We start from the raw sequence: 22,721 nt of genomic DNA, 5'->3' as shown, positions 1-22,721 counted from the left end.
TGCCAGCTCCACTAGATCGAGCTTCTCTTTCACCCAGAAAACCTCTATAAACGATTTTATCGTGAGAGGACCCGGTTCGACTATATTGGCAAAGCCTCCACCACTTCTTAATTGCAAGAAGCAAACTTATAACTTCCTGACAAAGATCCGTTTGTGCAGGTGCGGGTTTGGGATTCGCAAATACCTTTATTGTTAAGAGTTGCTGTTTTATATGCTGTCACTGAAGAGCCGTTGGCGATGGTTTGGCCATTGAAAGTACAATTTGCCGCCGGGGCCACTGTACAGCTCGCAAAGGTGTACGCGCCCGACAAAGCTCCATTCGTGCAAGTTCTGCTCTCAGAAGTACAAGTCATTCCGTAAGGAACACTGGCTGCCTGATAAGCTGTGACGCTCGCTCCAGCTAAGACTGTTTGACCATCGAAGGTACAGCTGTCAGAAGGCGGAGGCGAGCCTGTGCAACTTAAATACTGATAAGATCCCGACAGGTTTCCGTTACTACAGATCCGAGACTCTGAAACACAAGAGCTGCCATACGGAGCTGTCGCTGCTTGATAAGCTGTGACGGAGGATCCGCTCACGACTTCTTGTCCGACTAAACTGCAATTTGCAGGGGCCGAGACTGTGCAGGAACCAAAAGAATTACTTCCAGAAAGAGTTCCATTAGAACAAGTTCGAGTTTCTGCTTGGCAAGTGGACCCATAGGCAACACTTGAAGAGGAATATGCTTGCACAGTTTGTCCGTCGGCTATTGTCTGACCGTTGAAAAGACAGCTTGCCGCCGCTTCCACGTTGCATGAAGCGAATTGGTACGCTCCACTTAAGATACCATTGTCGCAAGTTCTGACTTCTTGATTACATTGACCGCTATAAGCAACGCTCGAAGATTGGAAGGCCACCACGTTTTGGCCATGAGCGACCGTTTGTCCATTGAAAAGACAACTCTGAGGAGCCTCTACGTTACAAGAAGCAAACGAGAAACTGCCACTAAGAGCTCCATTAGAGCAAACGCGGTTTTCTTGCTGGCAAGTCGTGCCGTAAGGGACCGTTGAATACTGGAAAGCAGCGATCACAGCATTGTGCTGAATCGTTTGACCGTTAAAGAGACAATTTGCAGGACTCTGAACAGTGCACGAAGCAAACGAGAAAGCACCCGATAGAGTTCCATTATTACAAGTTCGCGTTTCGCTCATGCAAGTAGAACCAAAACCAACCGATGAGTTCTGATAGCCAACGACACTGGATCCGTGCTCAATAGTTTGTGAGTTAAACAAGCAACTTGCTGGGCTGCTGACCGTACACGCAGAATATACATAAGAACCAGAAAGGGCTCCATTATCACAAGTTCTGCTTTCAGAGACACAAGTAGAGCCATAGGCGACTGTGGAGTTTTGGTAAGCCACCACGACATCACCTTGATTCAAACTATTTCCATCAAATTGACAGGTTTTAGGTGCGCAATCAGGAGCGGTTGGCGTGGCCACACAATCCACTCCAATTGGAGTTGTTGTATCCGCCGCTGGAGGCAGTAAAGACTCAGAGTCTTTACCGTCTTTCTTTTTATTGGGAGCACAGTTTTGAAAACAAATGACAGTGACAAAGCCAAAGAGAATCAAAAAAGCTCTAATTCGCTGGCCTGACTTGAATAATTTTGTAAGTCTCCAGAAAACGTTCATCACTTATGATGATAACAACAAAATGATGTTCGAAAATAAATTCAAAAAAAGGAATAGGTTTTGTATCAGGTTGAAGCAAGGACATAGTGTTCGATCTGGCTGTATATGTGGCAAGTTAAAAGCCCCACGACTTGCGCTTGATGGTAGACGAAGAGCAGGCGGCCCCAAGCAGTCTCACTTGCACAGACTGTCGGTGCCGAGAATACAGGATCTGCGTAAGTGCAAAGTCTGTCGATAAAGCCAACCGCAAAATGGAGCATGCTGTCTTGATCGGTAAGATAGAAAAGTGCGACTATTGGGCATGTAGTGGCTCAATGCGGTGGGGACAATTCGGGTTCGACTTACCAAAGCTCGCCTCCACCATTTATTAAGAAGAGAAATGAAGAAAATAACAATCGCACTTATTTTATTTGCAGGCTTAATCGACGCACACGCGGATACTCAATCTAAGTATCGACGAGAATGTGCTCTCACTTCGAATGAATATAAAGGCAATCTTCCTTCGAATTTCACGGACGTGTGGTGCGCCGATGATAAGAGAAAAGATTTTGGTGCTATGGGTGACGACGTTATTCACGCCATGGCGGTAGCAGCGTTTTATGAAAAACGAATGGACCGCCGAGTTTCTGCCATGAACCTTCTCGAAAAATATGAATGCGAAACTCTGGAGCAATGCAAAGAGTTTCACCACCTATTGGATTGGGGAATAAAATCAGGTCATCCTGCGCGCTATAATAAGGATCTTGCTGTTCGAGCAAATGCCTTGCGCGAAAAAGTAACTACAAAGCTCACAGAGCTAAAATAGCTCTTACGAAACCTTCTAAAAACCAGTCTCGAAAAGCTCGGTGTCAATATCGCCGAATGCGAAGTGACAGCCCCGAGTTGGTACATTAATTGAAGACTCATAATTTGATTGGCCTAGAGCTATTTTAATGAGATTTCAACTGTCTAAACTTTGGCTAGTCATGAGTTTTTTGCAACTTAGGTATTTCTACTGACTTGATAGGAGTCTATATGAGCTTACCGAAAATTTTCCTTTTGGCATTGTTATCACTGTCTTTGCAAGCAGGGGCTCAAGAGGCTCCTCCTGTGGTTTACAACGAAGACAATTGTATTGATGGGCAGGATTTAACCGCGGAGGACATCGACATCAGTCGTTGCCCTGCTATTCCAGCCGTACCAGCTCCGGCTCCTTTGGGTAACTCGGGTCAATTGGTTAGCCTTGGTGCTTGGGAATTAGGACAAACAGCTGAAGGCCCCGTCTACAAATATGGAGAGCTTTCAGAGCCTAACGGAGAAGAGCCACGAACTTTAATTTATGATGGTGGTACTTCAGTAGTTAATTTGGGGAACCTTGTTTGCTGGGCAAAAGGGTACTACCGCCTAAGAAAGATGCTTCAGAACCCTCCAGCAGATTACGTAAAGCTTCGTGATGCTGGCTTTCAAGTTCGCTTCTTCCAATTTCAAACGGACTTACGTAATGGTCCAACTGGCTTTAAAGAAATCACTTCTTATATGGATCATTTAGTTAAGTGGGTTACACGTATCGAGCCCGATGGGACTTGCACACAGCCGACAGCAGGTAAGTTTCAAACGTACCTAACTAACGAACTTGTTAGACGCGGTTTACAGAACTAAAATTTAGTTCGATTCTACAAAGCAAAAAACCCTACTCGGATATCCAAGTAGGGTTTTTGTTTTTCTAGGCCTATTAGGGGAGGGGCTAGAGATTTTTTGCGAGAAGCTCTTCCAAACGATCCCAAGTTTCGGTGATCCCTTGAATCATTCCCATGTCAGTTACTACTTTGAGATCTGCAGGTGAAGCGTACTCGCCACGACTTACGATCTTAGTTTTGTTACCCATATCGACGAAAAGCATCGTCACAGTAGCAGAAGGAAGGTTTGGGTCTATATTGCCGTTAGCATCGCAGAATGCATCGACATAGACGATCTTTTCAGGCTCAACGATTTCTTTGTAGTCGGCACGGCCCCAGGCTTCCATCCCAAAGAAATTGCCTTGGTTTTTATCAACACACTTCATGCAGTAGACCCACGCGCCACCAGCGCGAAAATCAACATTGCATACAGGAACATCCCAGCCACGAGGACCCCAGAATTGTTTGATGTGTTCAGGGCTTTTAAACATACTGAAAACCAGCTTGCGAGGAGCATCAAATTCACGCTCGATAACGAGCACGTTTCCGTTTTCCACTCTATGAGACATTTTATATTTACCCATGACTGACTCCTTATCGCTTTGGGCGATTGTTTGATTTATTGGTCTTTTTAATCTTCTCTAAGTAATCATCCAATTTGTCGAATCTATCGGTCATCGTTTGGAGAAACGAATTCACCCAAACATCAAGTTCGCGAAACGGTTCTACGCGAAGCTTGTAAAAACGCTTGTTCATGTCAGCTGTAACTTCAAGAACGCCGCTTTCAGTAAGCACTTTCAGATGCTTTGAAGCTTGAGGCTGACGAAAACCAAGCTTCTCTGCAATTTCACCAACTGTGAGCGGTCCGCTTCGCAGCAGCTCCACAATCAGGCGGCGATTCGGCTCAGCTAACGCGGCAAGCGTTCTCATGTCCTTTGCTTCTGATTGTTTTAAAGCCATAACCACTCCTCGGTACAATTCAAGTATGCCTTAATAGGAATATTCCTGTCAAGGAATGTTAATGCGTGAGTGAAAAAGCAAGTAATTTCATATATTTGATTGATTCCAATTTGAGAATTCGCACGTTATATAATCGCCTCAAATGCAGATAGGAATCTGTTTCCACCTAGGCCAAAGTCAGTGTTAATGGCCTGAAAAAACTCCGATAACATTTCATGCAATATGTTTTGATTAGCATCGTAATACTAGTTTTGACTGTTTGTGCAATTGTCATAATTCGTAGATCAAATGCGGACCGAAAGGCTCAAAGGGCGCTTGATGAATACTTACGCCAACCTCTTTCTAGCGAAGAAGTTGGAAGGTTTTACGAGAGATACATCGGTCATTTGTATGAAACAGACGGATACGACGTAGTCTATAACGGCGCGGTCAATGGCTTTGATGATTTAGGTCGAGACCTTATAGTTAAATGCGCTGACGAAGTTCTTATTGTTCAAACTAAATGCTGGGCAAAAAGTAAACTGATCCAAGAAAAACATGTTTTTCAACTTTTCGGTACGATGACATATTTCAAGCGCACATTAGAGAAGAACGGACGTCATGTCAGAGCAGTGCTATTTACAACTGCAAGATATAGTGATGTTGCGAAAGATGCAGCAAAAGTACTCGGAGTGGAGCTGAGAACCGAGGAGCTGAATCGCTCATACCCGATGATAAAGTGTAATGTTTCTGCAAGCGGGGAGAAAACTTACCATCTTCCATTTGATCCGTCCTATGACAAAATCAAAATAGACCTTCACAGAGAAAATTATTTTGTTCACTCGGTTAAAGAAGCCGTCGAAAAAGGTTTTCGTCGAGCTGGGTAATCAACCACCATCGTATATATAGTAATCCAATAGAAAGAATATATTAAGGCCGCCTCAGAAAAGGTGATTGATGACCTAGCCGAAAGGGAAAAGGGGCGAGATTTAACGAAGTGAGTAGAAAATTTTATAATCCCGGCCTAGAATAGTTAGCAAACAAGTTAGAAGCTTCAAATCATTTCTATTCTACTGGACGGGGGATCGCGTGAACTCAGACGTTAACAAATTTCTAAAAAACTCTAAGCAGTGGCAAGAAGAGATGGAAGAGCTTCGCGCTATCCTTTTAAAGACAAAACTTGAAGAAAACTTTAAGTGGCGTTTGCCGTGTTATAGTCATAACGACAACAATATCGTTATCATTCAGCCTTTTAAAGCCTGCTTGGGGTTGATGTTTTTTAAAGGTGCCTTGTTAAAAGATCCAAAGGGTGTGTTTGTTAATAATGGACCGAACTCTCAGGCGTCGAAAAGACTCGAGTTTAGATCTGTTAAAGATGTTGCAGCTCTAAAGACGACCATCACTTCATATATTAAAGAAGCGATCGCGGTTGAAGAGTCAGGACAAAAAGTAGAATTTAAGAAAACACCTATAGCTGTTCCGGAAGAACTTAAAAAGATGTTCACTAAAAAATCTGGTTTGAAGAAAGCTTTTGAAGCACTTACTCCGGGACGTCAACGTGCTTACATTCTTCACTTTTCAAGTGCGAAACAATCAGAGACTCGCCTCTCTCGTATCGAGAAGTGCGTTCCAAGCATCCTTAAAGGCAAAGGCCTGAACGACCGTTAGAATAGAGGAGCACGATATGCAAAAGGTTCACAGAATTTCAGCAAAGGCCGTTGTCATTAACGACGGCAAAATTCTGCTTATTAAGAAAACCGATTCAGGTGGCGATTACTATATTTTGCCTGGTGGTGGTCAAGAGCACGGTGAAAATCTACATCAGACCCTCATTCGCGAAGTGAAAGAGGAAACTGGATACTCGATTCAACCGAAAGATCTTCTGTTTGTTCGAGACTATATTGGTGCAAATCACGAATTCAAAGCCGAAGCGAGCCACTTCCATCAAGTCGAACTCTATTTTGAAGCTGAATTAGAGAAAGACGGTCATACGAAAGCTCATATGCCCGACAGTGGACAGATTGGAGTTGAATGGGTGTCTGCGAAAGACATTAAAAAGAGTCGCGTTTATCCTTTAAGCCTTCGTGATGCGATTAGCTCAAGAAAATCCTCCAAAGTTTATTTGGGTGATGTTAATTAATTCAGCTTCAATCTTGTCAGGATATAGGAGAAGAGATTGGACAAAGCTCGGTTCAAACGTCGTTTAGAAAATGTATTGCCTCTTCGTCTTCATATGAGCGTTATCTGTTTTCTTACGATCGCGGGCGGAGTTCTTTTTAGTAAGGCGCTACTGTACTTTAGCTTTTCGCATATGGCTTTACGTTATGGTTTTGCCGTTCTTTTTTCTTACGGGGTCTTTTTTGGTCTCGTCTATCTTTGGTTACGTTGGTATTTTGGATCGCCCTCTACTTCTTCTGACGGTAACTTCGTAGACGTTATTGATCTTGCCGATGCTCCCTCACGTATTGATATTCCGCCACCGCAGTGGAGTGGGCAGGGTGGTCAATTTTCTGGGGGTGGAGCCTCTGGTTCTTGGGGGAGCGGCAGCTCCTCATCGAGTTCTTCAGGTGCGGATCTGGATCTGGATGATGGCATGGTGATCATACTACTCCTAGCATTCATTGCCATGATTTCTGGATCTGCTATTTACCTTGTCTATCAAGCTCCTGAAATTCTCTTAGAAGCAGGATTTGAAGTATTGCTTGTTGCCGGAGTCGTGCGCAACGCCAAGAGAATGCAAGCAGAAGGTTGGGCTTATTCTATCTTTAAGCGTACCTGGGTGGCATTCGGGTTAGTTTTGCTCATCGCAGTTTTATTCGGAATGGGCATTAAGCATGAATGCCCTCAAGCGATTTCATTCGCAGATTATCGGGCACTGTGCTGGGACTCAAAACAACTTGATTGGCTTTTTAAATAATTAGGCAGCCTTGTGTTCGAAGTAAGTAGGCACGACCGTCGTTAGTAGCTCCACGAGATCTTCTTTGGTCATGTCTTTCGGTTCTAACCAAGCGCCAAAGCTTTCTTTTGCTAAAAAGACAGGGCAACGATCGTGTCCTGCGGCTGCGACTTCTGGTGGTGGCTCATCGGTGACAGCGGCGAAAGTGCGTAGCAACCCGGATTCAACCTTTGCTTCTTCATAAATCGCTGCGGACCACATGATTTCTTGGTCCTTCGGCTGAAAATAAATGATCTTTGCATTGCCTTTACCGTCATCAACACTTTCATAGAAGCGATGAAATGGAAAGATCGCATGCTGTTTTCCAAAAACAGGTTTCCACGTGCGCGCATCTAACAAACGATCTTTGCGGGCATTGAATAAGTTGTATTGGAAGGCATTCATCTCTTTGCCATTTTTCGGGCAAAGGTGATAGCGCATTAAACGGATTAAGTGTTCTTTGCCGTCTTTAATAATGACCGGAGCGTAGAAATTAGGAAAAACACGAGGAGCCCCGGTTTCTTCAATCTTTTCGTAGTATTCGATTTTTTCTTTGTGCCACTCAACGGTCGCGCGACGTTTTTCTAATTTTTCTTTGAGGTCTTTTGCTTTTGAGCCGGATTTTATCTTGGCTTCGAAATCTAAAACGTCTTGCTCGTACTTCTTAAGCTTCTTCGAGAACTTTTCGATCTCGGCTTCATAGTGAGCTTTCGCCATTTTGGCTAGGCGTTTTTGTAGCGGGGTTTCGGCATTTTGAATAATGTACGAGTCCAAGCCTGATGGAATCATCGCTTGGTCATACTTTGCACGAATATTAAAAGCCTCTTCGAAACTGGTCCAGTCGACTTTAACGCCGAATTGTCTTTCCAGTTTTCGCATATCTGCTTCGATCATCGCCGAATAACACATAAGAGTAGTTTTCCAGCCGCCCTCTTTGGTGACAAGAAATAAAGCATGCCCCATGACGAACATTGATCTAAGTCCAAGCATTGGGAATACTAGACTTGTTTGGAGGTTTCTATGAAAGTGAAAAATTGTGAGTGCTGTTACATGCCTATGGATAAGGATCCAAAAAATAGTGGGTCTGATAAGTATTGCAGCTATTGTTTCGTAAACGGAAAACTGATCGCCGAGAATATGACTCTCAAAGAATTCAAGAAACAATCCTTTGATGGCATGGTACAAGGCGGAATGAGCCGATTCAAAGCCTGGGTTTTTTCCCAATTCATTGGAATGGCGCCATACTGGAAAAACAGAAAAGCATAATAACTGTTTTGTGATCTGACACAAAACAAGTCGGCTTTTGACTTTTCAAACTAAAAAATATTTGCAACGTCATTGGACAATCCGTCTGTCTATTGTTCTGATTTTTGGTTCCAACATAAAAATTCCCTCATAAGGAGCCAACTATGTCAGAACCAAGAAGTGAGAGCGAAAATCCCGCCATTCCATCGCCAAAACCTAAAACAACGGTACGTCCAAAATCCAACCGCGATTGGTGGCCGAATCAACTGGATCTTTCCGTCCTTAATCAGAACTCTCCCCAGTTAAATCCACTAGAAAACTCTTTTAAATACTCTGAAGAGTTTAAAAAGCTGGATGTTGAAGCCCTCAAGCAAGATGTCTTTAAAGTCATGACCACTTCTCAAGACTGGTGGCCTGCCGATTATGGACATTACGGGCCTCTTTTCATTCGTATGAGCTGGCATGCAGCCGGTACTTATCGTATCGAAGATGGTCGCGGTGGTGGCGGAGACGGTGCTCAAAGATTTGCTCCACTTAATAGTTGGCCTGATAATGCGAATCTCGATAAAGCTCGAAGACTTCTTTGGCCCATTAAGCAAAAGTATGGCCAAAAAATTTCTTGGGCGGATCTTTTGGTCTTTGCTGGCAACTGTGCTCTTGAATCTATGGGCTTTAAAACTTTTGGTTTTGGCTTTGGCAGAGAAGACGTGTGGGAACCCGAAGAAGTTTTCTGGGGACCTGAAGACACTTGGCTCGGCGATGAGCGCTACAGCGGTGAACGCGACTTAACAGGACCTTTTGGTGCCGTACAAATGGGTTTGATCTATGTAAACCCCGAAGGTCCGAATGGAAATCCAGATCCAAAAAAAGCCTCTCGCGATATCCGCGAAACCTTTGCACGCATGGCTATGAATGACGAAGAAACCGTTGCCCTTATTGCCGGAGGGCACTCGTTTGGTAAAACTCACGGAGCTGCACCGTCAACTCATGTAGGAGCTGAGCCTGAAGGATGTCCTATTCATACGATGGGTATTGGTTGGAAGAACTCTTTTGAAAGCGGCAAGGGACCTCATGCAATTACAAGCGGTCTTGAAGGCGCATGGACAAGCACTCCCACCCAATGGAGCAATGGCTTCTTTGAAAACTTACACAACTTCGAATGGGAATTAAAGAAAAGCCCCGCAGGCGCCCATCAATGGAAACCAAAAGATGCGGCTGCTCAAAACACAGTACCGGATGCTCATGATCCGAATAAAAAACACGCGCCGACAATGCTTACGACGGATTTATCTCTGAAGGTCGATCCTGAATACGCCAAAATCTCAAAACGCTTTCATGAAAATCCAAAAGAGTTTGCCGATGCATTTGCAAAAGCTTGGTATAAGCTTCTTCATCGCGATATGGGACCTGTCTCTCGGTATTTGGGACCTTGGGTGGCACCAGTGCAACTTTGGCAAGATCCCGTGCCTAAAGTAGATCATAAACTCATTGATGCTCAAGACCTGAAAACTTTGAAAGAGAAAATCCTCTCCTTGGGAATAAACGATTCTCGTCTGATCGCAACTGCGTGGGCGGCGGCGTCCTCGTTCCGAGGAACCGATATGAGGGGTGGCGCCAATGGCGGACGCCTTCGTCTGTCGCCGCAAAAAGAGTGGGAGGTCAACGAGCCTGGAAAACTTTCTGACGTTATTTCTGCTCTTGAGAAGGTTCAAGCAGACTTCAATAAATCTGCTTCGGGCGGCAAGAAAGTTTCTTTGGCGGATTTGATTGTTTTAGGTGGATGTGCTGCTATTGAAAGTGCTGCCAAAAAAGCGGGTCACAAAGTTGAAGTGCCATTCTCTCCGGGCCGTACGGATGCCTCACAAGCGCAAACGGATGTTCACTCGTTCGCAGTTCTAGAGCCAAGGGCAGACGGCTTCCGCAATTACATTCATGGTAAGATAAAGCTTTCACCAGAAACGCTTCTATTAGATCGCGCGAATTTATTGAAACTGACAGCACCCGAGATGACAGTGCTTCTTGGCGGATTGCGCGTCTTAGATGTGAATCATCAGCAATCTCGTCATGGTGTTTTCACGGATAAACCAGGGACACTAACAAATGACTTCTTTGTAAATCTACTAGACATGGGGACTGATTGGGATAGGACATCGTCTTCGGGTATTTACGAGGGGCGCGATCGTAAATCCGGTAAAGTGAAGTGGACGGCAACGGCCGTGGATTTGGTCTTTGGTTACCATTCGCAACTGCGCGCATTTGCTGAAGTATATGCAAGCGACGATGCTAAAGAGAAGTTCGTACGCGATTTTGTAGCTGCTTGGAATAAAGTGATGAATCTAGATCGATACGATCTGCCAGAGCGGCAGTGATGTTCTAGATTCGGAATGTCCCTCCGAAAGTTGTACTGTTTTAAGGTCAGAGCTCTGCTATGCAGAGCTCGCCTTGGTTTCTATTTTGCTGAGTCTTTCCCAAAAAAAATGGAAGGACATTATGAAAACCAAAATAACTAAAACATTCAATATCGGCAGCAAAGTTCAGTGGATCTGGATGGGGCGACCTGTAAAAGGCACAATTAAAAAGATATATTTGAAACCCGTCAGTAAAGAACTGAGAGGCCACCTTTATAAAAGAAATGGCTCTGCAGAGCGCCCTGCATACTTAATTAAATCAGAGGCAGGAAGTGAAGTTCTAAAAATTCACTCTGAGCTTCGTCGAACGACGAGGGGATAACTTAAAAGACTTCTTAGGTTTTGTTGTCAGCCTGGAATCTATTATAAGTTCATCATGATGCTTTATCAATACTCGGAGTCCCATAGAAACTTTTCGGCGAGACGGGGGATAGTTTTTAGGGTTTCGTATTGACCCTTAAAATAGGGACCATAATAATTTTGGTAACCAAGAAGTAGGATGAAACATGGATGAAAATGATTTTGAAGGAACCTTAGTTCTAGAAAAGCTGGCGGAAATCGGCAAAGTCGATGCGTTTTTTGAAGCTATTGATTCTGACGATTTTGATCGCGCAAAAGCTTTAATGAGAAAAGCAAAATTGGATTCCGAGACCATTGCAATGGTGCTTAAGAAAATGGGCGATGCCGACGGCGAACACTAAAACGCCAAGTTCAGAAAGAAAGAGGAAAATATGCCAAGTACAATTCAATTCCATCGCGTGCTTACCGCTCCACCAGAGAGAGTCTATCGAGCATTCATTGATCCAGAAGCAAAAGTGAAGTGGCTTCCACCTCATGGTTTCACAGGCAAAGTTCTTCATAGTGATGTTCGTGTTGGTGGCAGCTACAGAATGTCATTCACGAATTTTTCAACTAAGCACAGCCATTCATTTGGCGGAACATACGTTGAAATGAAAGAAAACGAGCTTCTTAAGTACGTCGACAAATTCGATGACCCGAACATGCCTGGCGAAATGACGGTGACGGTTACTTTACGCAAAGTTATCTGTGGTACCGAGCTTCGAGTTACCCAAGAAGGTATTCCTGATATGATTCCGCCAGAAATGTGTTATCTCGGCTGGCAACAGTCTTTGAATATGCTTACTCAGCTCGTTGAGCCTGATATCCCAGACGGAGCTTAGTTCTGAACAGCTGAGCCACGGTCAAAAGCTGCCAATTCAAATATAGCGTCATCTGAGGCTATGCCGAAATATACAAACATCGAAGGTTAGGCCCCCCGGTTCTTGAAACTTGCGGAGGGAATGTGTTATGAATTGCGATCTTTTAAAAGGTGGTAGCGATTGGACAACACAAGTAGGCCTTCTATTGTTACCGTTCTTTATCCAGGCTGCATTTTCTTTGAGTTGGCTCTGGCAACGGAACTTCTGGCAGAAAAATACCAAATTATCTTTGTCACACCAGACGGGGCCGATCATCAGGCAAGCAATGGCTCTGTTATACGCGCGCACGCTTCTTATAAAGAGGTGGATCTCGCAAATTGCAAAGCCGTATTGGTTCCCGGCGGGGACCCGGGGTCTATTCAAGACAATACAGACATTGATCAGTTGATTCGTACGGCCCACAGTAAAGGACTTTGGCTTGCAGCGATTTGTGCAGGCCCTTTTGTCTTTGCAAAGGCACAGGTTTTAAAAGGTAAAAGAATAGCCCATGGCTACAACCAAGAACATCTTGAATTTTTGAAATCATATTTTGAAGATGTAGAGCTTACGAATGAACAATTTGTATGTGATGGCCATGTTATTACGGCAAAGCCTGATGCTCATATTGATTTTGCTGTGGAACTTGCATGCAGGTTGCAAGCAGCTGATGCCACTCTTGCAAACCGAACCAAAGATTATTATCGGGGCACTTTGGGAAGAAAAATTCGCCCTTTGGCGCTGGCACTAATTCAAAATGAAAAAGGGCAGTTTCTTTTCCACAGAGGTCACGACCGTGTTAAGGGCGAGTATTTCTATCGGCCACTCGGCGGCGGGATCGAGTTTGCAGAATCAGGAATCGTGGCGATTGAGCGCGAGATTGCCGAAGAGCTTAATCTTGCAATCCATGTTTCAGGATTAAAGGCATCCTTCGAAAACATCTTCGCTTTCGAGGGTAAAACCGGACACGAAGTTATTCTGATGTTTGCGGCCGCATTCAAAGATACTTCAGTCTATGAAAAGCAAGAGTTAGACATTTTAGAGAGCGGCACTGTGATCGCCAAAGCAGTTTGGAAATCTGTGGCAGAAATCAAAGCCGAGGGGGCGAAGCTATATCCCATAGGCTTAGAGGAAGTGATCAATGGCCGGTAAGAATTTGAAACTATATCGGGGTCTTTCTTCTGACGAATTTAGTCTCGCAACGGATGGCGTGTTTGCTCAAAATAAACAAGCATGGGCGACAATACTTGAACGCCGAGTAAAGAGTGACTTCAAGTATCCCCAAGAATTAGATCGCTCCATAATATCACTTCATAAAAATCTAAGACTCGAATATCAATACTTTACAGATACGAAGTCGATTGCTGAGGGTTACGCACGAAAGGTCGGCGGTCTTTTGGTGGAATTATCCGTTCCCCTAAAAGATGTTCTCGAATACTTCGACATTGAGTTTCAGAATTTCAGTCGTCGTAAAAGACAGTTTGAGATCGTTTATTGTGTCAAAGGATCAATACTCGCAAAGCACAACAAGCGATGGAAGTTGAAGACTGAGAGGAAGAAATGATTGAAAAGTCACATCTGTACTTGTCATCAGAGGAAGCCCTTCAAAGTATTCAAAGAGATCCATATTGGCCAAAGTGGGATTCACCGTGGTGGCACATGAGCCTTCTTAACGAGATGGGTCTCGCAAAGGAGATTCCAAGGGCGATAGTTTTGGGAATGGTTCAGGTTTTGAAAAGTCACTATCTTCCGGTCTTTCCTATAAAAGAAGAGGATGTTCCGCAAGGGACAGATCCTTATCGTAAAATTGCATGTTTATGTGCTGTCGGGAATATGTATCAGGTTCTCTTCAACGCGGGCGCCGATGTAGATCAAGAATTGCCTTGGATGCGCGAGTGGTTTTTCCGCTATCAATTGCCAGACGGTGGTTTGAACTGTGACGAAAAGGTTTATACAAACCCAGCTCCAAAAAGTTCGATCGTCACGACTCTTGCCTGTTTGGAGGCGGTTCTATTCTGCCGTAAGCATGAACTGACACTGACAGAGGTAGAATTTCTCAATAAAGGTGCGAGTTACCTTGTAAAACAAAAACTCTTCCGAAAAGTATCAACGGGCGAAGTGATCGACGAAGATTGGCTCGAAGTTAGATTCCCTCGCTTTTATGAGTACGACTTCTTACGAGGATACTACTTTTTAGAAAAATGGCGCCAACATTCAGGCTTTTCGATCCCTGATGATTTGGTGGATGAAGTTGAGGAATTAGTATCACGCCAAATGACGCCACAAGGAATTCACCTCAAACGCTACAATCTGTTTGATAAACGTAGTTACAACCCAACAGCAGATGGTCAATGGGCTTGGGGGGAAGCATCCGAAATACCTTTGATGAAGGTCGTGAGTGCCGAAGGGAAACTCTGTCAGCCATTGAGTTCCAAATGGAACGAAGTCAAACCGAAGACGGCAATTGTGGAGAAGCCTTACGAGATTATCTACACCAATCCTATTAAGCTTAAAACCGGAGACTCGGTTAAAATTGAAAAGCGAGAAACGAATCCTGATTGGTTAGGGTGGGTCTATTGTATTGATACTCGTGGAATCGCCGGATGGGTGTCTGAGAAGTACTTAGACGAATCCGGCACTAGCGCGAAAGCAACTAAAGACTATGATGCAACCGAGCTAGCTGTATCCACAAATGAGAAACTCAAAATATACTACGAAGAGTTTGGATGGTGTTGGTGTCGTAACCAACAGGGCAGTAAGGGATGGGTTCCTAAAAAGAATCTAAAGGTAGATTTATGAACAACTTAAAAGTTCAATTATCAGAAGAAGTGGCAAAAGCGCTAAAAAGTGGTGCGCCTGTCGTAGCCTTAGAGTCCACGATTATTTCTCATGGGATGCCTTATCCACAGAACTTTGAAATGGCTTTGGCTGTTGAGGATAAAGTTCGAGCACATGGAGCTATTCCTGCGACCATCGCAATTATTGGCGGTGTTCTTCGTGCAGGGCTTAGCCGGGACGAGATTGAAAGCTTTGCTAAAAAAGGTCTCCAGATTACGAAAGTCAGTCGTCGCGATATCCCGGTCATTGTTGCTCAGAAAAAAGATGGAGCCACCACTGTAGCTAGCACCATGATCATTGCCGAGCTTGCAGGGATTTCTGTTTTTGCTACCGGCGGTATTGGTGGCGTTCATCGTGGCGCTGAAACTACAATGGATATTTCTGCCGATCTTGAGGAGCTTGCGCAAACGAGCGTCGCTGTGATCTGTGCGGGCGCTAAATCGATTTTAGATATTGGTTTGACTCTCGAGTATTTGGAAACCAAAGGGGTTCCAGTTTTGGGTTATCAAACTTCAGAGCTTCCGGCCTTTTATACTCGTGAAAGCGGTTTTAAAGTGGATGCAAAAATGGATTCAGCTGAGCAAGTCGCTGAAGTCTTGCGTGCTAAATGGGACTTGGGACTTAAAGGTGGCGTGATCGTTGCCAACCCGGTTCCAGCTCAGTACTCGCTAGATTTCAAAGATATGGAAAGAGTGATCCAGAATGCTCTTCAGGAAATGGATCAAAAGGGAATCAAAGGGAAAGACTCAACACCGTTTCTACTTGGTAAAGTCAAAGAGCTAACGGCGGGGAAGAGTCTTGAAACCAATATCCAATTGGTTCTGAACAACGCGCAAGTGGCAGCTGAAATAGCCGTCGCATATGCTACTCACCAAAAGATATAAATATGCAGACACCATACTATGCTGTGATCTTTACCTCGCGAAAACCATCGGAAGCAGATGGTTATGATGAAATGGCCGAGCGCATGGAGAAATTGAGCGCCAACCAAAACGGTTTTTTGGGCATTCAATCTGTCCGTGGTGATGATGGCTTTGGTATCACAGTGTCTTATTGGAAATCTCTTGAAGACATCAAAAGTTGGAAGCAAAACCTAGAGCACCTAGAAGCTCAAAAGAGCGGTAAGAATAGCTGGTATACAGGATACGAAGTCCGTGTATGTAAAGTCGAAAGACAATATAGCTTTGGGGATATTTAGACTACTCTTTGCAAGTAACCTTAAACTTACCGTCTGTGAATTCGGTCGTTTCGCAGGCGAAAGATTTGTTTTCTCTCTGAACCTGGAATTTAACTTGGTATTCGCTCCAGCTTACGTTGCTGACTCCGCAACAGCCATAGGTCGCCTCGACAGATTTTTTGGCAATGTTATCAACGAACTCTTTAATCTTTGGCAGGTCTGTAACAACGACTTCTTTTTTGAAAATGATTTTGTCTGGAGTCCCATATCGGCCTGAGGCAAATTTTTCGAAAATAATTTTTTGTGAGCCTTCGCCGCCGACAGGGTTGTTCACAGTCATGCGGTAGCGAACAGCGTTGCTGTACTTAGCTTCGTAAGGACCGTCCTTCGATGTTACGAAAGAGATACTTTCCGGTAAGTAAAGGGCTTGTTCTGCCGCAAAACTTACGGAACCAACAGTCGCGACTAAAACAAAGAAAAAGATCTTGGACATAATCACCTCAAAACAAGTTTAGGTGGAACTGCTCTGTCCTTTCAATTACTTTTTCAAGGTCAAGCGCACAGGGCAGTGGTCTGAGCCCATCACATCTGGACAGTGGGCTGCCGCCTTTAAGCGGTCCGAGGCTTCCTTGTTCACCAAGAAGTAATCCAAGCGCCAACCAATGTTCTTTTCTCGAACACCTGGACGGTAGCTCCACCACGTATAGTGATCAGGTCCCTGCTCGAATTTGCGGAAACTATCCACCCATTCAAGCTTATCCAAGAACTTGGTCATCCAAGCACGCTCTTCCGGAAGAAAGCCCGCATTGTTCACATTGGTTTTTGGATTTCGAAGATCGATTTCTCTGTGAGCAATATTGAAATCACCGCAAATAATCACTTCGCGGCCTTTTTTTCTGAGAGCTTGCAGCCTTTTCTCAGCTGCTGCACAGAATTCCAATTTAAAAGGCAGACGGGCATGATCGCGTTGGCTGTTTGGCCAATAGCTATTGATGACAGTGATTTGGCCAAAATCCGCTTCTAACCAACGGCCTTCGCGGTCGAATTTAGGAATACCAATACCCACACGGACATCATCAGGTTCTTTGCGCGAGTAAAGAGCCAAGCCCGAGTACCCTGCTTTTTCAGCAAAAGCCCACGAAGAATGATAGCGAGCTGGATGATAGAAGGTTTCATCGCCCTTAATCACATCGTCAGTAATTTTAATTTCTTGCAGGCAAACGACATCGGCTTTTTCTTTCTCGAACCATTCTCGAAAGTTCTTTTTGTGGACCGCCCGTAAGCCATTTACATTCCATGAGATCAGTTTCATATTGCTTCCTGTGCTTTTCTGTAGGATTCCATGAAAGGAAAAGCAATTCAAGGCACACAGATTCATAGAAGGTGTTTATGAAAACAAAGTTAGAAGAAGCCAAACAGCTTCGAAAAAACAATAAACCTGAAGAGGCGATGAAGATTTTAAAAAGTCTTCATGAATCGCACCCCACAGATCCCGACGTAAACTACCAGCTGGCTTGGACTTGTGATTTCATGGGGAATGAATCTGCCGCCGTGCCATATTATGAAGCCGCGATTGCTCATGGGCTTGCGGAGGATCGTCAAGGGGCGTTCCTTGGACTCGGAAGTACGTATAGATGTTTGGGTGAGTATGAGAAATCTCTGAAAACCTTCGACAAAGGGATTCAAGAGTTCCCAGAGGACCGGGCCCTAAAAGTATTTAGAGCTCTGACTTTGTATAATCTTGGAAAATTCCATGACTCTGTGGGCGAGCTTCTTATCCATCTTATAGATACAACGAGCGATGGGAACATCAAACAATATGACAAGGCCTTGAGATTTTACTCAGACAAGCTCGATGAAACTTGGAAATAGAAGAAACCGAGTTCTGACGAAACCAGAACTCGGTGGATTTGATTCTTATAACCAAGCCTGCTTGTGAGCTTGAGCATATTGTTTGATATCTCCAGGTGCGCGACCAAGAATGTCTTTTACACTCGTTGTGGTTCTTGCGCTGTAACCTTCACGTAAGAAACCAAGGATTGCGAGTAAGAATTCTGTATAGTCTGCTGGAAGACCCGCAGCCAAGAGGCCCACTTTGAGTTCATTGGGTTGAATTTCTTGGTAAACGATTTTCTTGCCTGTCACATCCGAAATAGCTTTAGCCACTTCATCATGATCCAAGGCTTGAGGGCCTGTTAGATCAAAGTCTTTGTTATCAAACTTATCTGTCGTTAGAAGTTTCGCAATCACCGCCGAGATATCTTTTGCATCGATGAAGCTAGTTTTAGCTTTACCGGCAGGCAAAAGGATTTTTCCGTGCTCGCGAATACCTTGAATCCAGAACGTATTGAAGTTTTCCATAAACCAGTTTGGACGAACGATATTGTAAGTCAGCCCAGACTTTTCAAGCTCGATCTCGGCACGACGGAAAGGGGTCTCATCCGAGGCATTGGCACCCATAGCTGTCATCAAAACGACTTTCTTAACCCCACGGCGTTTTGCCTCTTGAATCATGGGTGAAAGCATTTTGTATTGGTCTGCATATCCGGGAGGGGACAGTAGAAAAACTTTATCTACACCCTCAAAGGCTTCACGAATGCCTTCTCCGGTGGCTAAGTTTACATGCACTGAAGAGGCATCTTTAGGTGTTTTACTAGTGGTGGCGCGGATCTTGTGGCCTTCAGCTTTCAAGAGGCGAATAAGTTCTGTGCCGACTGTGCCAGAGGCGCCTGTTACTAAAATTAGATCTTGTTTCATGGGATACTCCTTAAGTTCGTTGGCCAATCTCTATGCTGGCCTGACTTAGATAGTATCGTCTATTTTCCCATTGTTGATTAGTGGCACTAATTGAATAATAATGTTTCCATATAGAAACAATCGGAGGGCCTATGAATTTAGACCTAACCAGAATCTTCGTTAAAGTCGTGCAAAACGGCAGCTTTTCTAAAGCTGCGGATTTATTGAATTTGCCTAAATCAACAATCAGTAAAGCTGTCTCTCGACTCGAGAAAGAATCTGGCACTAAGCTCATAGTAAGAACTACTAGAAGCCTTTCGTTAACAGCTGCCGGCCGAGTTTTTTATGAAACAAGCCTAGGGCCGATTCAAATTTTAGAAGATGCGCAGAAATCTTTAAATGGAGGGGACAGTCTTCTGTCAGGTTTGGTAAAGATCACGGCTCCAGAAGATCTAGGAACTTATGTCATTGCTCCGGCGGTGGCAAAGCTCACTCAGCGACATCCGCGACTCAGTTTTGAACTAAAATACACAAATGAGCTCATTGACCTTGTGAAAGATGGATTTGATATAGCTATTCGCATTGGTCGCCCGAACGAAAGCAGCTTCAAAGTTAAACGCGCTGGCGATGTTATTTTGATTGCTGTGGCAACTCCGAAATACTTAAGTAACAAAGAAAAGATTCGAAGTCCCAAGGATCTCGAAAAGCATGATTGTTTAAGCCTCAGTAGTCAGCATTTCAGAAAGTGGAAACTCACATCGACAAAAGGTGGCACTGCTCATGTTCCCGTTAATAACCGCATCAGTTCAAATCAAATGAGCAGCATTCTCAAAATGGTGCTTGCAGATGGCGGCGTGGCTCTCGTGCCAAATTACCTCTGTGAAAATGATCTAGAGTCTGGAAAAATAGTACGGGTGCTGCCAGAGTGGAGAAGTATGGGATTACCCGTATCAATGATATCTCCTTTGTCTTCATCCTCATCAGCAAGGCTGAAAATGACAATGGATTACCTCTTAGAAGATTTGCAATCAGTCCTTAAAAGCCAGAAGTAGTAGAAGGATTACAATATGACTTATCAAGCAAAACACATCAGCGTATCTATTCAGCGCCCATCTCAAGAAGTCTATGAGTTCACGTCTAACCCCGAAAACCTGCACATGTGGGCAGCTGGCCTTAGCGATGCCAAAGTGACAAAGTCAGATGATACGTGGGTGGCGGAGTCTCCGATGGGGATTGTACGCATTAAATTCGCTGATAGAAATCGTTTCGGCGTCATGGATCATGATGTGACTCTTCCAAATGGTGAAACGAATCATAATCCATTTCGTGTGATCAAAAACTCTGATGGCAGCGAAGTCATGTTTACTCTTTATCGTTTGCCTCGTATGTCTGATGAGGATTTTAAAAACGACGCTAATCAGATCATGGCGGACCTCGCGAAGCTCAAATCCATCTTAGAAAGATAGTTGCTAGATTCACTTAGTGGCGGTTCTTGTATTTCTTTGACCCGTCTTTGTGGCCTTTCTTCATTCGATGATGGCAGCCATTGGTATTTGGTTTGGATTTTAAGCAATATGCAATCACGACGACGGCGCCAGCCGGAATAGTGGATTTGATTGTGACTTTGTTGCCATCCAAAGTATAGGCAACGCCCACTCCGTTCACAGTGACGATCACTGTTTTAGGATCGATCCCTGTGTAATCAAGAATAAATTCGTTTTGCACCATCATCTGTTGGCCGCTCAGTTCTGCAATAGAGGCCAAGCCCTGATCGATATCATCATTGGCAATATCAATAGCGACACCAGGATTTAGTGCGATCATATCTGTATAACCATAGCCGATCTCCTTACCCGCTGGCGCCGGAGCATCCGCATAGATAATCCCAGAAACAGCTAGGGGGAGTGTGCCCTTTAATACTTTTAATTGGTTGGAAAGACCATTGGCAGTCAGCCCCTCACAATCTCGATTGCGGGCGGCTAGTTTATTTGGGTCTGTTTCTGGTGCAACACCTGCTGGGACGACGGCGCAGATGTCTCTACGATCAGCAACGAAAACTACGCCAAGAGCTGCGTCTGCTCGAAAGAATCCCGCTCCTTGGGAATCTGACAGCAGAACAGGCGTGGTAATCCCGCGGTATAATGAGAAGAGCCCCTCCTCGCCTCCACCCGCGTCTGGATCCATCACCACTTGGTTCAGTTTCATACCTATGTATTCTTGAATCTGCGCGTTTGTAAGCTCGGCAGATTTAAGTACGATCGGCTCAGCCTGAGCACGATAGAGGCGTCCAGCCCAATTTGATCTGCTTCCGTGCGCTAACATGACACCAATATTAAAGTTAGAACCCATTGGTAACGAAGTAATGAAGTCGTTTATACCCGCAACTATAGCCTGGCGTTGAGCACTGATAGAAGCCGAGGTTTGCACTACAAAAAGTACATCCACGGCTCGGGTATTTTTGATAGGTTGCTTAAAGGTTTCACTAAAACAGTTTTCTCTGGTTTTTACACATCTATGAGGATTTTGCTCAGAGATTTTGCTTTTAAGCAGAATGCTTTCAACACCTTCGTTGATGTTGCCATAACCAGTAGACGTCGAAGACATTTTGAATTCAGACCACTGCTCTTGATCTTGAACCTGAGCGCAGTTCTGAAAGCCCAGGGCCACCAGCAAGGCCAGCGCCGTAAGGCCACCATATTTCGTAAAAGACGTCATACTTCCTCCATGAGTCTCTTACTAGTTTCTTAGATTTTTCTGTAAAGACAAAGCCCTGTGTGCAGAGTGTTTTTCTTTGGGATTTTCTCTCTGTCGAATTTTAAATTTTTCAACCAAGAGTTTTTCAGTTTTTAAAACATTTCCTAAACAATCAAATCGGTAGAAAAGTTCTATACACTACTGTCAAACATTCCACTCCATATCAGGGCGAAGGTGCTTTAAAAACATTCGTGAGGTGAGGCTTAGATGCTTTCCCTTTGCGGTGGCCAGCCAAAGGTTAAATGAATGAGGATGATCGACTGGAATCTCGAAGAGCTTGCCGCTTTCAATTTCTTTGGCGACCATGAAGCGAGATAGGTAAGCGACGCCTTCTCCGGCAAGACAGAAGCGCTTTTGCGACTCTTGGCTATTGGTTTCAAGCCCAATTTGAGGAGCTTCTCCAAATAGCTCCATAATTACTCGAGACGGGCGAGTTTCTAGAAGAGCCCCAATAGAGCAGATATAACCATAGTTTTTAAGGATAGCTTTCAGAGTTTTTTCGTTACTAGAAGATTTATTCTCTTTCCACAGACGGGGATGGCAAACAACCGCCATAGCTTCGCGATGAAGAATTCGGTACTCGACATTGGGAAGATTCACCTTCGCAAAGAGAAGTCCAAACTCACAGTCGGTGTTGAGCACTGCTTGGATCACTTCGTCTGGAGTGCCAGAACGGATACTGGGAACCACCTTATTGTATTTTCTGCGGAATTCATGCAGAGGCTTAACCAGGTAATCGTTGATGACGTGATCTGCTGCTGAGAAACGTAGTGGCCCTTCGCATTTTTCCTGAATCCCACGGCAAAGATTTTCTATCTCTTTTTCGGTACGAAACAGTTGTTCGCAAAGATGAAAAACCTCTTGTCCCTTGGGTGTCAAAGCGACACCTTTTTTAGAGCGGTCAAAAAGGGTGACTCCTTCGCTTTCTTCTAGAAGGGCCACAGATCGACTTAATGCCGATTGACTGATATTCATTTTTCTTGCGGCATCCGAGAACTTGCCTGATTTTGCCACTTCAAAAAACACACGAAGGTAATTTAACTCCATAATTTCAACCACTTATATATATCTAAAAATTCGATATCAAATATACAATCATTCTAATTTTCAAACTAATGGAAGTAAACTAGTTTGCGCTTGTATTCATCTTTATCAGGAGATTTAG

Annotated in this window: 29 protein-coding genes; 19 read left to right on the top strand and 10 right to left on the bottom strand. The window is 44.3% G+C overall.

The window, feature by feature from the left end:
- Positions 1 to 107: 107 nt before the first annotated feature.
- Together ACLWBB_RS19480 and ACLWBB_RS19475 are read right to left on the bottom strand one after the other, a co-directional pair.
- Positions 108 to 1,613 (bottom strand): hypothetical protein, encoded by a 1,506-nt coding sequence (locus ACLWBB_RS19480; protein ID WP_413289240.1) that lies wholly within the window; start codon positions 1,611 to 1,613, stop codon positions 108 to 110.
- Positions 1,614 to 1,738: 125 nt separating this feature from the next.
- Positions 1,739 to 1,933 (bottom strand): hypothetical protein, encoded by a 195-nt coding sequence (locus ACLWBB_RS19475; protein WP_413289239.1) that lies wholly within the window; start codon positions 1,931 to 1,933, stop codon positions 1,739 to 1,741.
- 119 nt (positions 1,934 to 2,052) lie between these two features.
- On the opposite strand from ACLWBB_RS19475, the gene ACLWBB_RS19470 reads away from it, so the two are divergent.
- Both ACLWBB_RS19470 and ACLWBB_RS19465 read left to right on the top strand, forming a co-directional pair.
- Positions 2,053 to 2,478 carry a hypothetical protein gene (locus ACLWBB_RS19470; RefSeq protein ID WP_413289238.1) on the top strand — a complete coding sequence of 142 codons (426 nt, stop codon included), beginning with the start codon at positions 2,053 to 2,055 and terminating at the stop codon, positions 2,476 to 2,478.
- Between the two features lie 209 nt (positions 2,479 to 2,687).
- Positions 2,688 to 3,311: a hypothetical protein gene (locus ACLWBB_RS19465; RefSeq protein ID WP_413289237.1), complete on the top strand. Its 624-nt coding sequence runs from the start codon at positions 2,688 to 2,690 to the stop codon at positions 3,309 to 3,311.
- A gap of 85 nt (positions 3,312 to 3,396) precedes the next feature.
- Here ACLWBB_RS19465 and ACLWBB_RS19460 read toward each other — a convergent pair whose 3' ends face one another.
- Complete coding sequence (locus ACLWBB_RS19460; protein ID WP_413289236.1) at positions 3,397 to 3,912, bottom strand: SRPBCC domain-containing protein; 516 nt, start codon at positions 3,910 to 3,912, stop codon at positions 3,397 to 3,399.
- Positions 3,913 to 3,922: 10 nt separating this feature from the next.
- Positions 3,923 to 4,288 carry an ArsR/SmtB family transcription factor gene (locus tag ACLWBB_RS19455; RefSeq protein ID WP_413289235.1) on the bottom strand — a complete coding sequence of 122 codons (366 nt, stop codon included), beginning with the start codon at positions 4,286 to 4,288 and terminating at the stop codon, positions 3,923 to 3,925.
- A gap of 215 nt (positions 4,289 to 4,503) precedes the next feature.
- Here ACLWBB_RS19455 and ACLWBB_RS19450 point away from each other — a divergent pair, with 215 nt between their 5' ends.
- The 4 genes from ACLWBB_RS19450 (at position 4,504) to ACLWBB_RS19435 (ending at position 7,184) form a co-directional block, all read left to right on the top strand.
- Positions 4,504 to 5,154 (top strand): restriction endonuclease, encoded by a 651-nt coding sequence (locus ACLWBB_RS19450; protein WP_413289234.1) that lies wholly within the window; start codon positions 4,504 to 4,506, stop codon positions 5,152 to 5,154.
- A gap of 202 nt (positions 5,155 to 5,356) precedes the next feature.
- A complete protein-coding gene (locus ACLWBB_RS19445) occupies positions 5,357 to 5,935 on the top strand; it encodes a YdeI/OmpD-associated family protein (RefSeq protein ID WP_413289233.1) in 579 nt (192 codons plus the stop codon).
- Between the two features lie 16 nt (positions 5,936 to 5,951).
- Positions 5,952 to 6,407 (top strand): NUDIX domain-containing protein, encoded by a 456-nt coding sequence (locus tag ACLWBB_RS19440; protein ID WP_413289232.1) that lies wholly within the window; start codon positions 5,952 to 5,954, stop codon positions 6,405 to 6,407.
- Between the two features lie 36 nt (positions 6,408 to 6,443).
- Entirely contained in the window at positions 6,444 to 7,184 is a 741-nt protein-coding gene (locus ACLWBB_RS19435; protein WP_413289231.1) for a hypothetical protein, read from the top strand.
- On the opposite strand, the gene ACLWBB_RS19430 is transcribed toward ACLWBB_RS19435, so the two are convergent.
- On the bottom strand, positions 7,185 to 8,192 hold the full coding sequence (locus tag ACLWBB_RS19430) for an SOS response-associated peptidase family protein (RefSeq protein ID WP_413289230.1): 1,008 nt from the start codon (positions 8,190 to 8,192) through the stop codon (positions 7,185 to 7,187).
- Between the two features lie 30 nt (positions 8,193 to 8,222).
- On the opposite strand from ACLWBB_RS19430, the gene ACLWBB_RS19425 reads away from it, so the two are divergent.
- The 10 genes from ACLWBB_RS19425 (at position 8,223) to ACLWBB_RS19380 (ending at position 16,087) form a co-directional block, all read left to right on the top strand.
- Positions 8,223 to 8,468 (top strand): zinc ribbon domain-containing protein, encoded by a 246-nt coding sequence (locus tag ACLWBB_RS19425; protein WP_413289229.1) that lies wholly within the window; start codon positions 8,223 to 8,225, stop codon positions 8,466 to 8,468.
- A gap of 143 nt (positions 8,469 to 8,611) precedes the next feature.
- Positions 8,612 to 10,816, top strand: a complete 2,205-nt coding sequence (gene katG / locus ACLWBB_RS19420) for a catalase/peroxidase HPI (RefSeq protein WP_413289228.1) — start codon at positions 8,612 to 8,614, stop codon at positions 10,814 to 10,816.
- 121 nt (positions 10,817 to 10,937) lie between these two features.
- On the top strand, positions 10,938 to 11,177 hold the full coding sequence (locus ACLWBB_RS19415) for a DUF2945 domain-containing protein (protein ID WP_413289227.1): 240 nt from the start codon (positions 10,938 to 10,940) through the stop codon (positions 11,175 to 11,177).
- Positions 11,178 to 11,361: 184 nt separating this feature from the next.
- Positions 11,362 to 11,556, top strand: coding sequence for a hypothetical protein (locus ACLWBB_RS19410; protein WP_413289226.1), 195 nt, complete (start codon positions 11,362 to 11,364; stop codon positions 11,554 to 11,556).
- A gap of 30 nt (positions 11,557 to 11,586) precedes the next feature.
- The gene (locus ACLWBB_RS19405) at positions 11,587 to 12,036 is read left to right on the top strand and encodes an SRPBCC family protein (protein WP_413289225.1); all 450 of its coding nucleotides are present in this window, start codon (positions 11,587 to 11,589) and stop codon (positions 12,034 to 12,036) included.
- A gap of 159 nt (positions 12,037 to 12,195) precedes the next feature.
- Entirely contained in the window at positions 12,196 to 13,203 is a 1,008-nt protein-coding gene (locus tag ACLWBB_RS19400) for a DJ-1/PfpI family protein (RefSeq protein ID WP_413289224.1), read from the top strand.
- On the top strand, positions 13,193 to 13,615 hold the full coding sequence (locus ACLWBB_RS19395) for a hypothetical protein (RefSeq protein ID WP_413289223.1): 423 nt from the start codon (positions 13,193 to 13,195) through the stop codon (positions 13,613 to 13,615). The genes ACLWBB_RS19400 and ACLWBB_RS19395 overlap by 11 nt, the downstream gene beginning before the upstream one ends.
- Positions 13,612 to 14,850, top strand: a complete 1,239-nt coding sequence (locus tag ACLWBB_RS19390) for an SH3 domain-containing protein (RefSeq protein ID WP_413289222.1) — start codon at positions 13,612 to 13,614, stop codon at positions 14,848 to 14,850. Before ACLWBB_RS19395 ends, ACLWBB_RS19390 begins: the two co-directional genes overlap by 4 nt.
- Positions 14,847 to 15,773, top strand: coding sequence for a pseudouridine-5'-phosphate glycosidase (locus ACLWBB_RS19385; protein ID WP_413289221.1), 927 nt, complete (start codon positions 14,847 to 14,849; stop codon positions 15,771 to 15,773). The genes ACLWBB_RS19390 and ACLWBB_RS19385 overlap by 4 nt, the downstream gene beginning before the upstream one ends.
- Positions 15,774 to 15,775: 2 nt before the next feature.
- Positions 15,776 to 16,087 carry an antibiotic biosynthesis monooxygenase family protein gene (locus ACLWBB_RS19380; protein ID WP_413289220.1) on the top strand — a complete coding sequence of 104 codons (312 nt, stop codon included), beginning with the start codon at positions 15,776 to 15,778 and terminating at the stop codon, positions 16,085 to 16,087.
- Position 16,088: 1 nt separating this feature from the next.
- On the opposite strand, the gene ACLWBB_RS19375 is transcribed toward ACLWBB_RS19380, so the two are convergent.
- Complete coding sequence (locus tag ACLWBB_RS19375; RefSeq protein ID WP_413289219.1) at positions 16,089 to 16,559, bottom strand: hypothetical protein; 471 nt, start codon at positions 16,557 to 16,559, stop codon at positions 16,089 to 16,091.
- Between the two features lie 45 nt (positions 16,560 to 16,604).
- Entirely contained in the window at positions 16,605 to 17,378 is a 774-nt protein-coding gene (locus ACLWBB_RS19370; protein WP_413289218.1) for an exodeoxyribonuclease III, read from the bottom strand.
- Positions 17,379 to 17,455: 77 nt separating this feature from the next.
- Between ACLWBB_RS19370 and ACLWBB_RS19365 the strand changes: the two genes are divergently transcribed.
- Positions 17,456 to 17,938 carry a tetratricopeptide repeat protein gene (locus ACLWBB_RS19365; protein ID WP_413289217.1) on the top strand — a complete coding sequence of 161 codons (483 nt, stop codon included), beginning with the start codon at positions 17,456 to 17,458 and terminating at the stop codon, positions 17,936 to 17,938.
- Positions 17,939 to 17,983: 45 nt separating this feature from the next.
- Here the strand turns inward: ACLWBB_RS19365 and ACLWBB_RS19360 are convergent, their stop codons facing one another.
- Positions 17,984 to 18,823 carry an SDR family oxidoreductase gene (locus tag ACLWBB_RS19360; RefSeq protein WP_413289216.1) on the bottom strand — a complete coding sequence of 280 codons (840 nt, stop codon included), beginning with the start codon at positions 18,821 to 18,823 and terminating at the stop codon, positions 17,984 to 17,986.
- Positions 18,824 to 18,954: 131 nt separating this feature from the next.
- On the opposite strand from ACLWBB_RS19360, the gene ACLWBB_RS19355 reads away from it, so the two are divergent.
- Positions 18,955 to 19,854 carry a LysR substrate-binding domain-containing protein gene (locus tag ACLWBB_RS19355; RefSeq protein ID WP_413289215.1) on the top strand — a complete coding sequence of 300 codons (900 nt, stop codon included), beginning with the start codon at positions 18,955 to 18,957 and terminating at the stop codon, positions 19,852 to 19,854.
- A 15-nt stretch (positions 19,855 to 19,869) separates the two neighbouring features.
- Entirely contained in the window at positions 19,870 to 20,268 is a 399-nt protein-coding gene (locus ACLWBB_RS19350; protein WP_413289214.1) for an SRPBCC family protein, read from the top strand.
- A 13-nt stretch (positions 20,269 to 20,281) separates the two neighbouring features.
- Here ACLWBB_RS19350 and ACLWBB_RS19345 read toward each other — a convergent pair whose 3' ends face one another.
- Both ACLWBB_RS19345 and ACLWBB_RS19340 read right to left on the bottom strand, forming a co-directional pair.
- Entirely contained in the window at positions 20,282 to 21,517 is a 1,236-nt protein-coding gene (locus ACLWBB_RS19345; RefSeq protein WP_413289213.1) for a hypothetical protein, read from the bottom strand.
- A 183-nt stretch (positions 21,518 to 21,700) separates the two neighbouring features.
- Positions 21,701 to 22,603, bottom strand: a complete 903-nt coding sequence (locus tag ACLWBB_RS19340; RefSeq protein ID WP_413289212.1) for a LysR family transcriptional regulator — start codon at positions 22,601 to 22,603, stop codon at positions 21,701 to 21,703.
- Between the last annotated feature and the right edge of the window lie 118 nt (positions 22,604 to 22,721).

Source organism: Bdellovibrio sp. HCB337 (assembly GCF_047302465.1).
Classification (GTDB): Bacteria; Bdellovibrionota; Bdellovibrionia; order Bdellovibrionales; family Bdellovibrionaceae; genus JACMRP01.
This window is presented reverse-complemented; position numbering and strand designations above follow the sequence as displayed.

Bases quoted from the DNA above. Each gene is read 5' to 3' on its own strand.
- ACLWBB_RS19475 (WP_413289239.1), bottom strand. From the start codon at position 1,933: ATGCTCCATTTTGCGGTTGGCTTTATCGACAGACTTTGCACTTACGCA.
- ACLWBB_RS19470 (WP_413289238.1), top strand. From the start codon at position 2,053: ATGAAGAAAATAACAATCGCACTTATTTTATTTGCAGGCTTAATCGAC.
- ACLWBB_RS19465 (WP_413289237.1), top strand. From the start codon at position 2,688: ATGAGCTTACCGAAAATTTTCCTTTTGGCATTGTTATCACTGTCTTTG.
- ACLWBB_RS19460 (WP_413289236.1), bottom strand. From the start codon at position 3,912: ATGGGTAAATATAAAATGTCTCATAGAGTGGAAAACGGAAACGTGCTC.
- ACLWBB_RS19455 (WP_413289235.1), bottom strand. From the start codon at position 4,288: ATGGCTTTAAAACAATCAGAAGCAAAGGACATGAGAACGCTTGCCGCG.
- ACLWBB_RS19450 (WP_413289234.1), top strand. From the start codon at position 4,504: ATGCAATATGTTTTGATTAGCATCGTAATACTAGTTTTGACTGTTTGT.
- ACLWBB_RS19440 (WP_413289232.1), top strand. From the start codon at position 5,952: ATGCAAAAGGTTCACAGAATTTCAGCAAAGGCCGTTGTCATTAACGAC.
- ACLWBB_RS19430 (WP_413289230.1), bottom strand. From the start codon at position 8,192: ATGCTTGGACTTAGATCAATGTTCGTCATGGGGCATGCTTTATTTCTT.
- ACLWBB_RS19425 (WP_413289229.1), top strand. From the start codon at position 8,223: ATGAAAGTGAAAAATTGTGAGTGCTGTTACATGCCTATGGATAAGGAT.
- katG (WP_413289228.1), top strand. From the start codon at position 8,612: ATGTCAGAACCAAGAAGTGAGAGCGAAAATCCCGCCATTCCATCGCCA.
- ACLWBB_RS19415 (WP_413289227.1), top strand. From the start codon at position 10,938: ATGAAAACCAAAATAACTAAAACATTCAATATCGGCAGCAAAGTTCAG.
- ACLWBB_RS19410 (WP_413289226.1), top strand. From the start codon at position 11,362: ATGGATGAAAATGATTTTGAAGGAACCTTAGTTCTAGAAAAGCTGGCG.
- ACLWBB_RS19405 (WP_413289225.1), top strand. From the start codon at position 11,587: ATGCCAAGTACAATTCAATTCCATCGCGTGCTTACCGCTCCACCAGAG.
- ACLWBB_RS19395 (WP_413289223.1), top strand. From the start codon at position 13,193: ATGGCCGGTAAGAATTTGAAACTATATCGGGGTCTTTCTTCTGACGAA.
- ACLWBB_RS19390 (WP_413289222.1), top strand. From the start codon at position 13,612: ATGATTGAAAAGTCACATCTGTACTTGTCATCAGAGGAAGCCCTTCAA.
- ACLWBB_RS19385 (WP_413289221.1), top strand. From the start codon at position 14,847: ATGAACAACTTAAAAGTTCAATTATCAGAAGAAGTGGCAAAAGCGCTA.
- ACLWBB_RS19380 (WP_413289220.1), top strand. From the start codon at position 15,776: ATGCAGACACCATACTATGCTGTGATCTTTACCTCGCGAAAACCATCG.
- ACLWBB_RS19375 (WP_413289219.1), bottom strand. From the start codon at position 16,559: ATGTCCAAGATCTTTTTCTTTGTTTTAGTCGCGACTGTTGGTTCCGTA.
- ACLWBB_RS19370 (WP_413289218.1), bottom strand. From the start codon at position 17,378: ATGAAACTGATCTCATGGAATGTAAATGGCTTACGGGCGGTCCACAAA.
- ACLWBB_RS19365 (WP_413289217.1), top strand. From the start codon at position 17,456: ATGAAAACAAAGTTAGAAGAAGCCAAACAGCTTCGAAAAAACAATAAA.
- ACLWBB_RS19360 (WP_413289216.1), bottom strand. From the start codon at position 18,823: ATGAAACAAGATCTAATTTTAGTAACAGGCGCCTCTGGCACAGTCGGC.
- ACLWBB_RS19355 (WP_413289215.1), top strand. From the start codon at position 18,955: ATGAATTTAGACCTAACCAGAATCTTCGTTAAAGTCGTGCAAAACGGC.
- ACLWBB_RS19350 (WP_413289214.1), top strand. From the start codon at position 19,870: ATGACTTATCAAGCAAAACACATCAGCGTATCTATTCAGCGCCCATCT.
- ACLWBB_RS19345 (WP_413289213.1), bottom strand. From the start codon at position 21,517: ATGACGTCTTTTACGAAATATGGTGGCCTTACGGCGCTGGCCTTGCTG.
- ACLWBB_RS19340 (WP_413289212.1), bottom strand. From the start codon at position 22,603: ATGGAGTTAAATTACCTTCGTGTGTTTTTTGAAGTGGCAAAATCAGGC.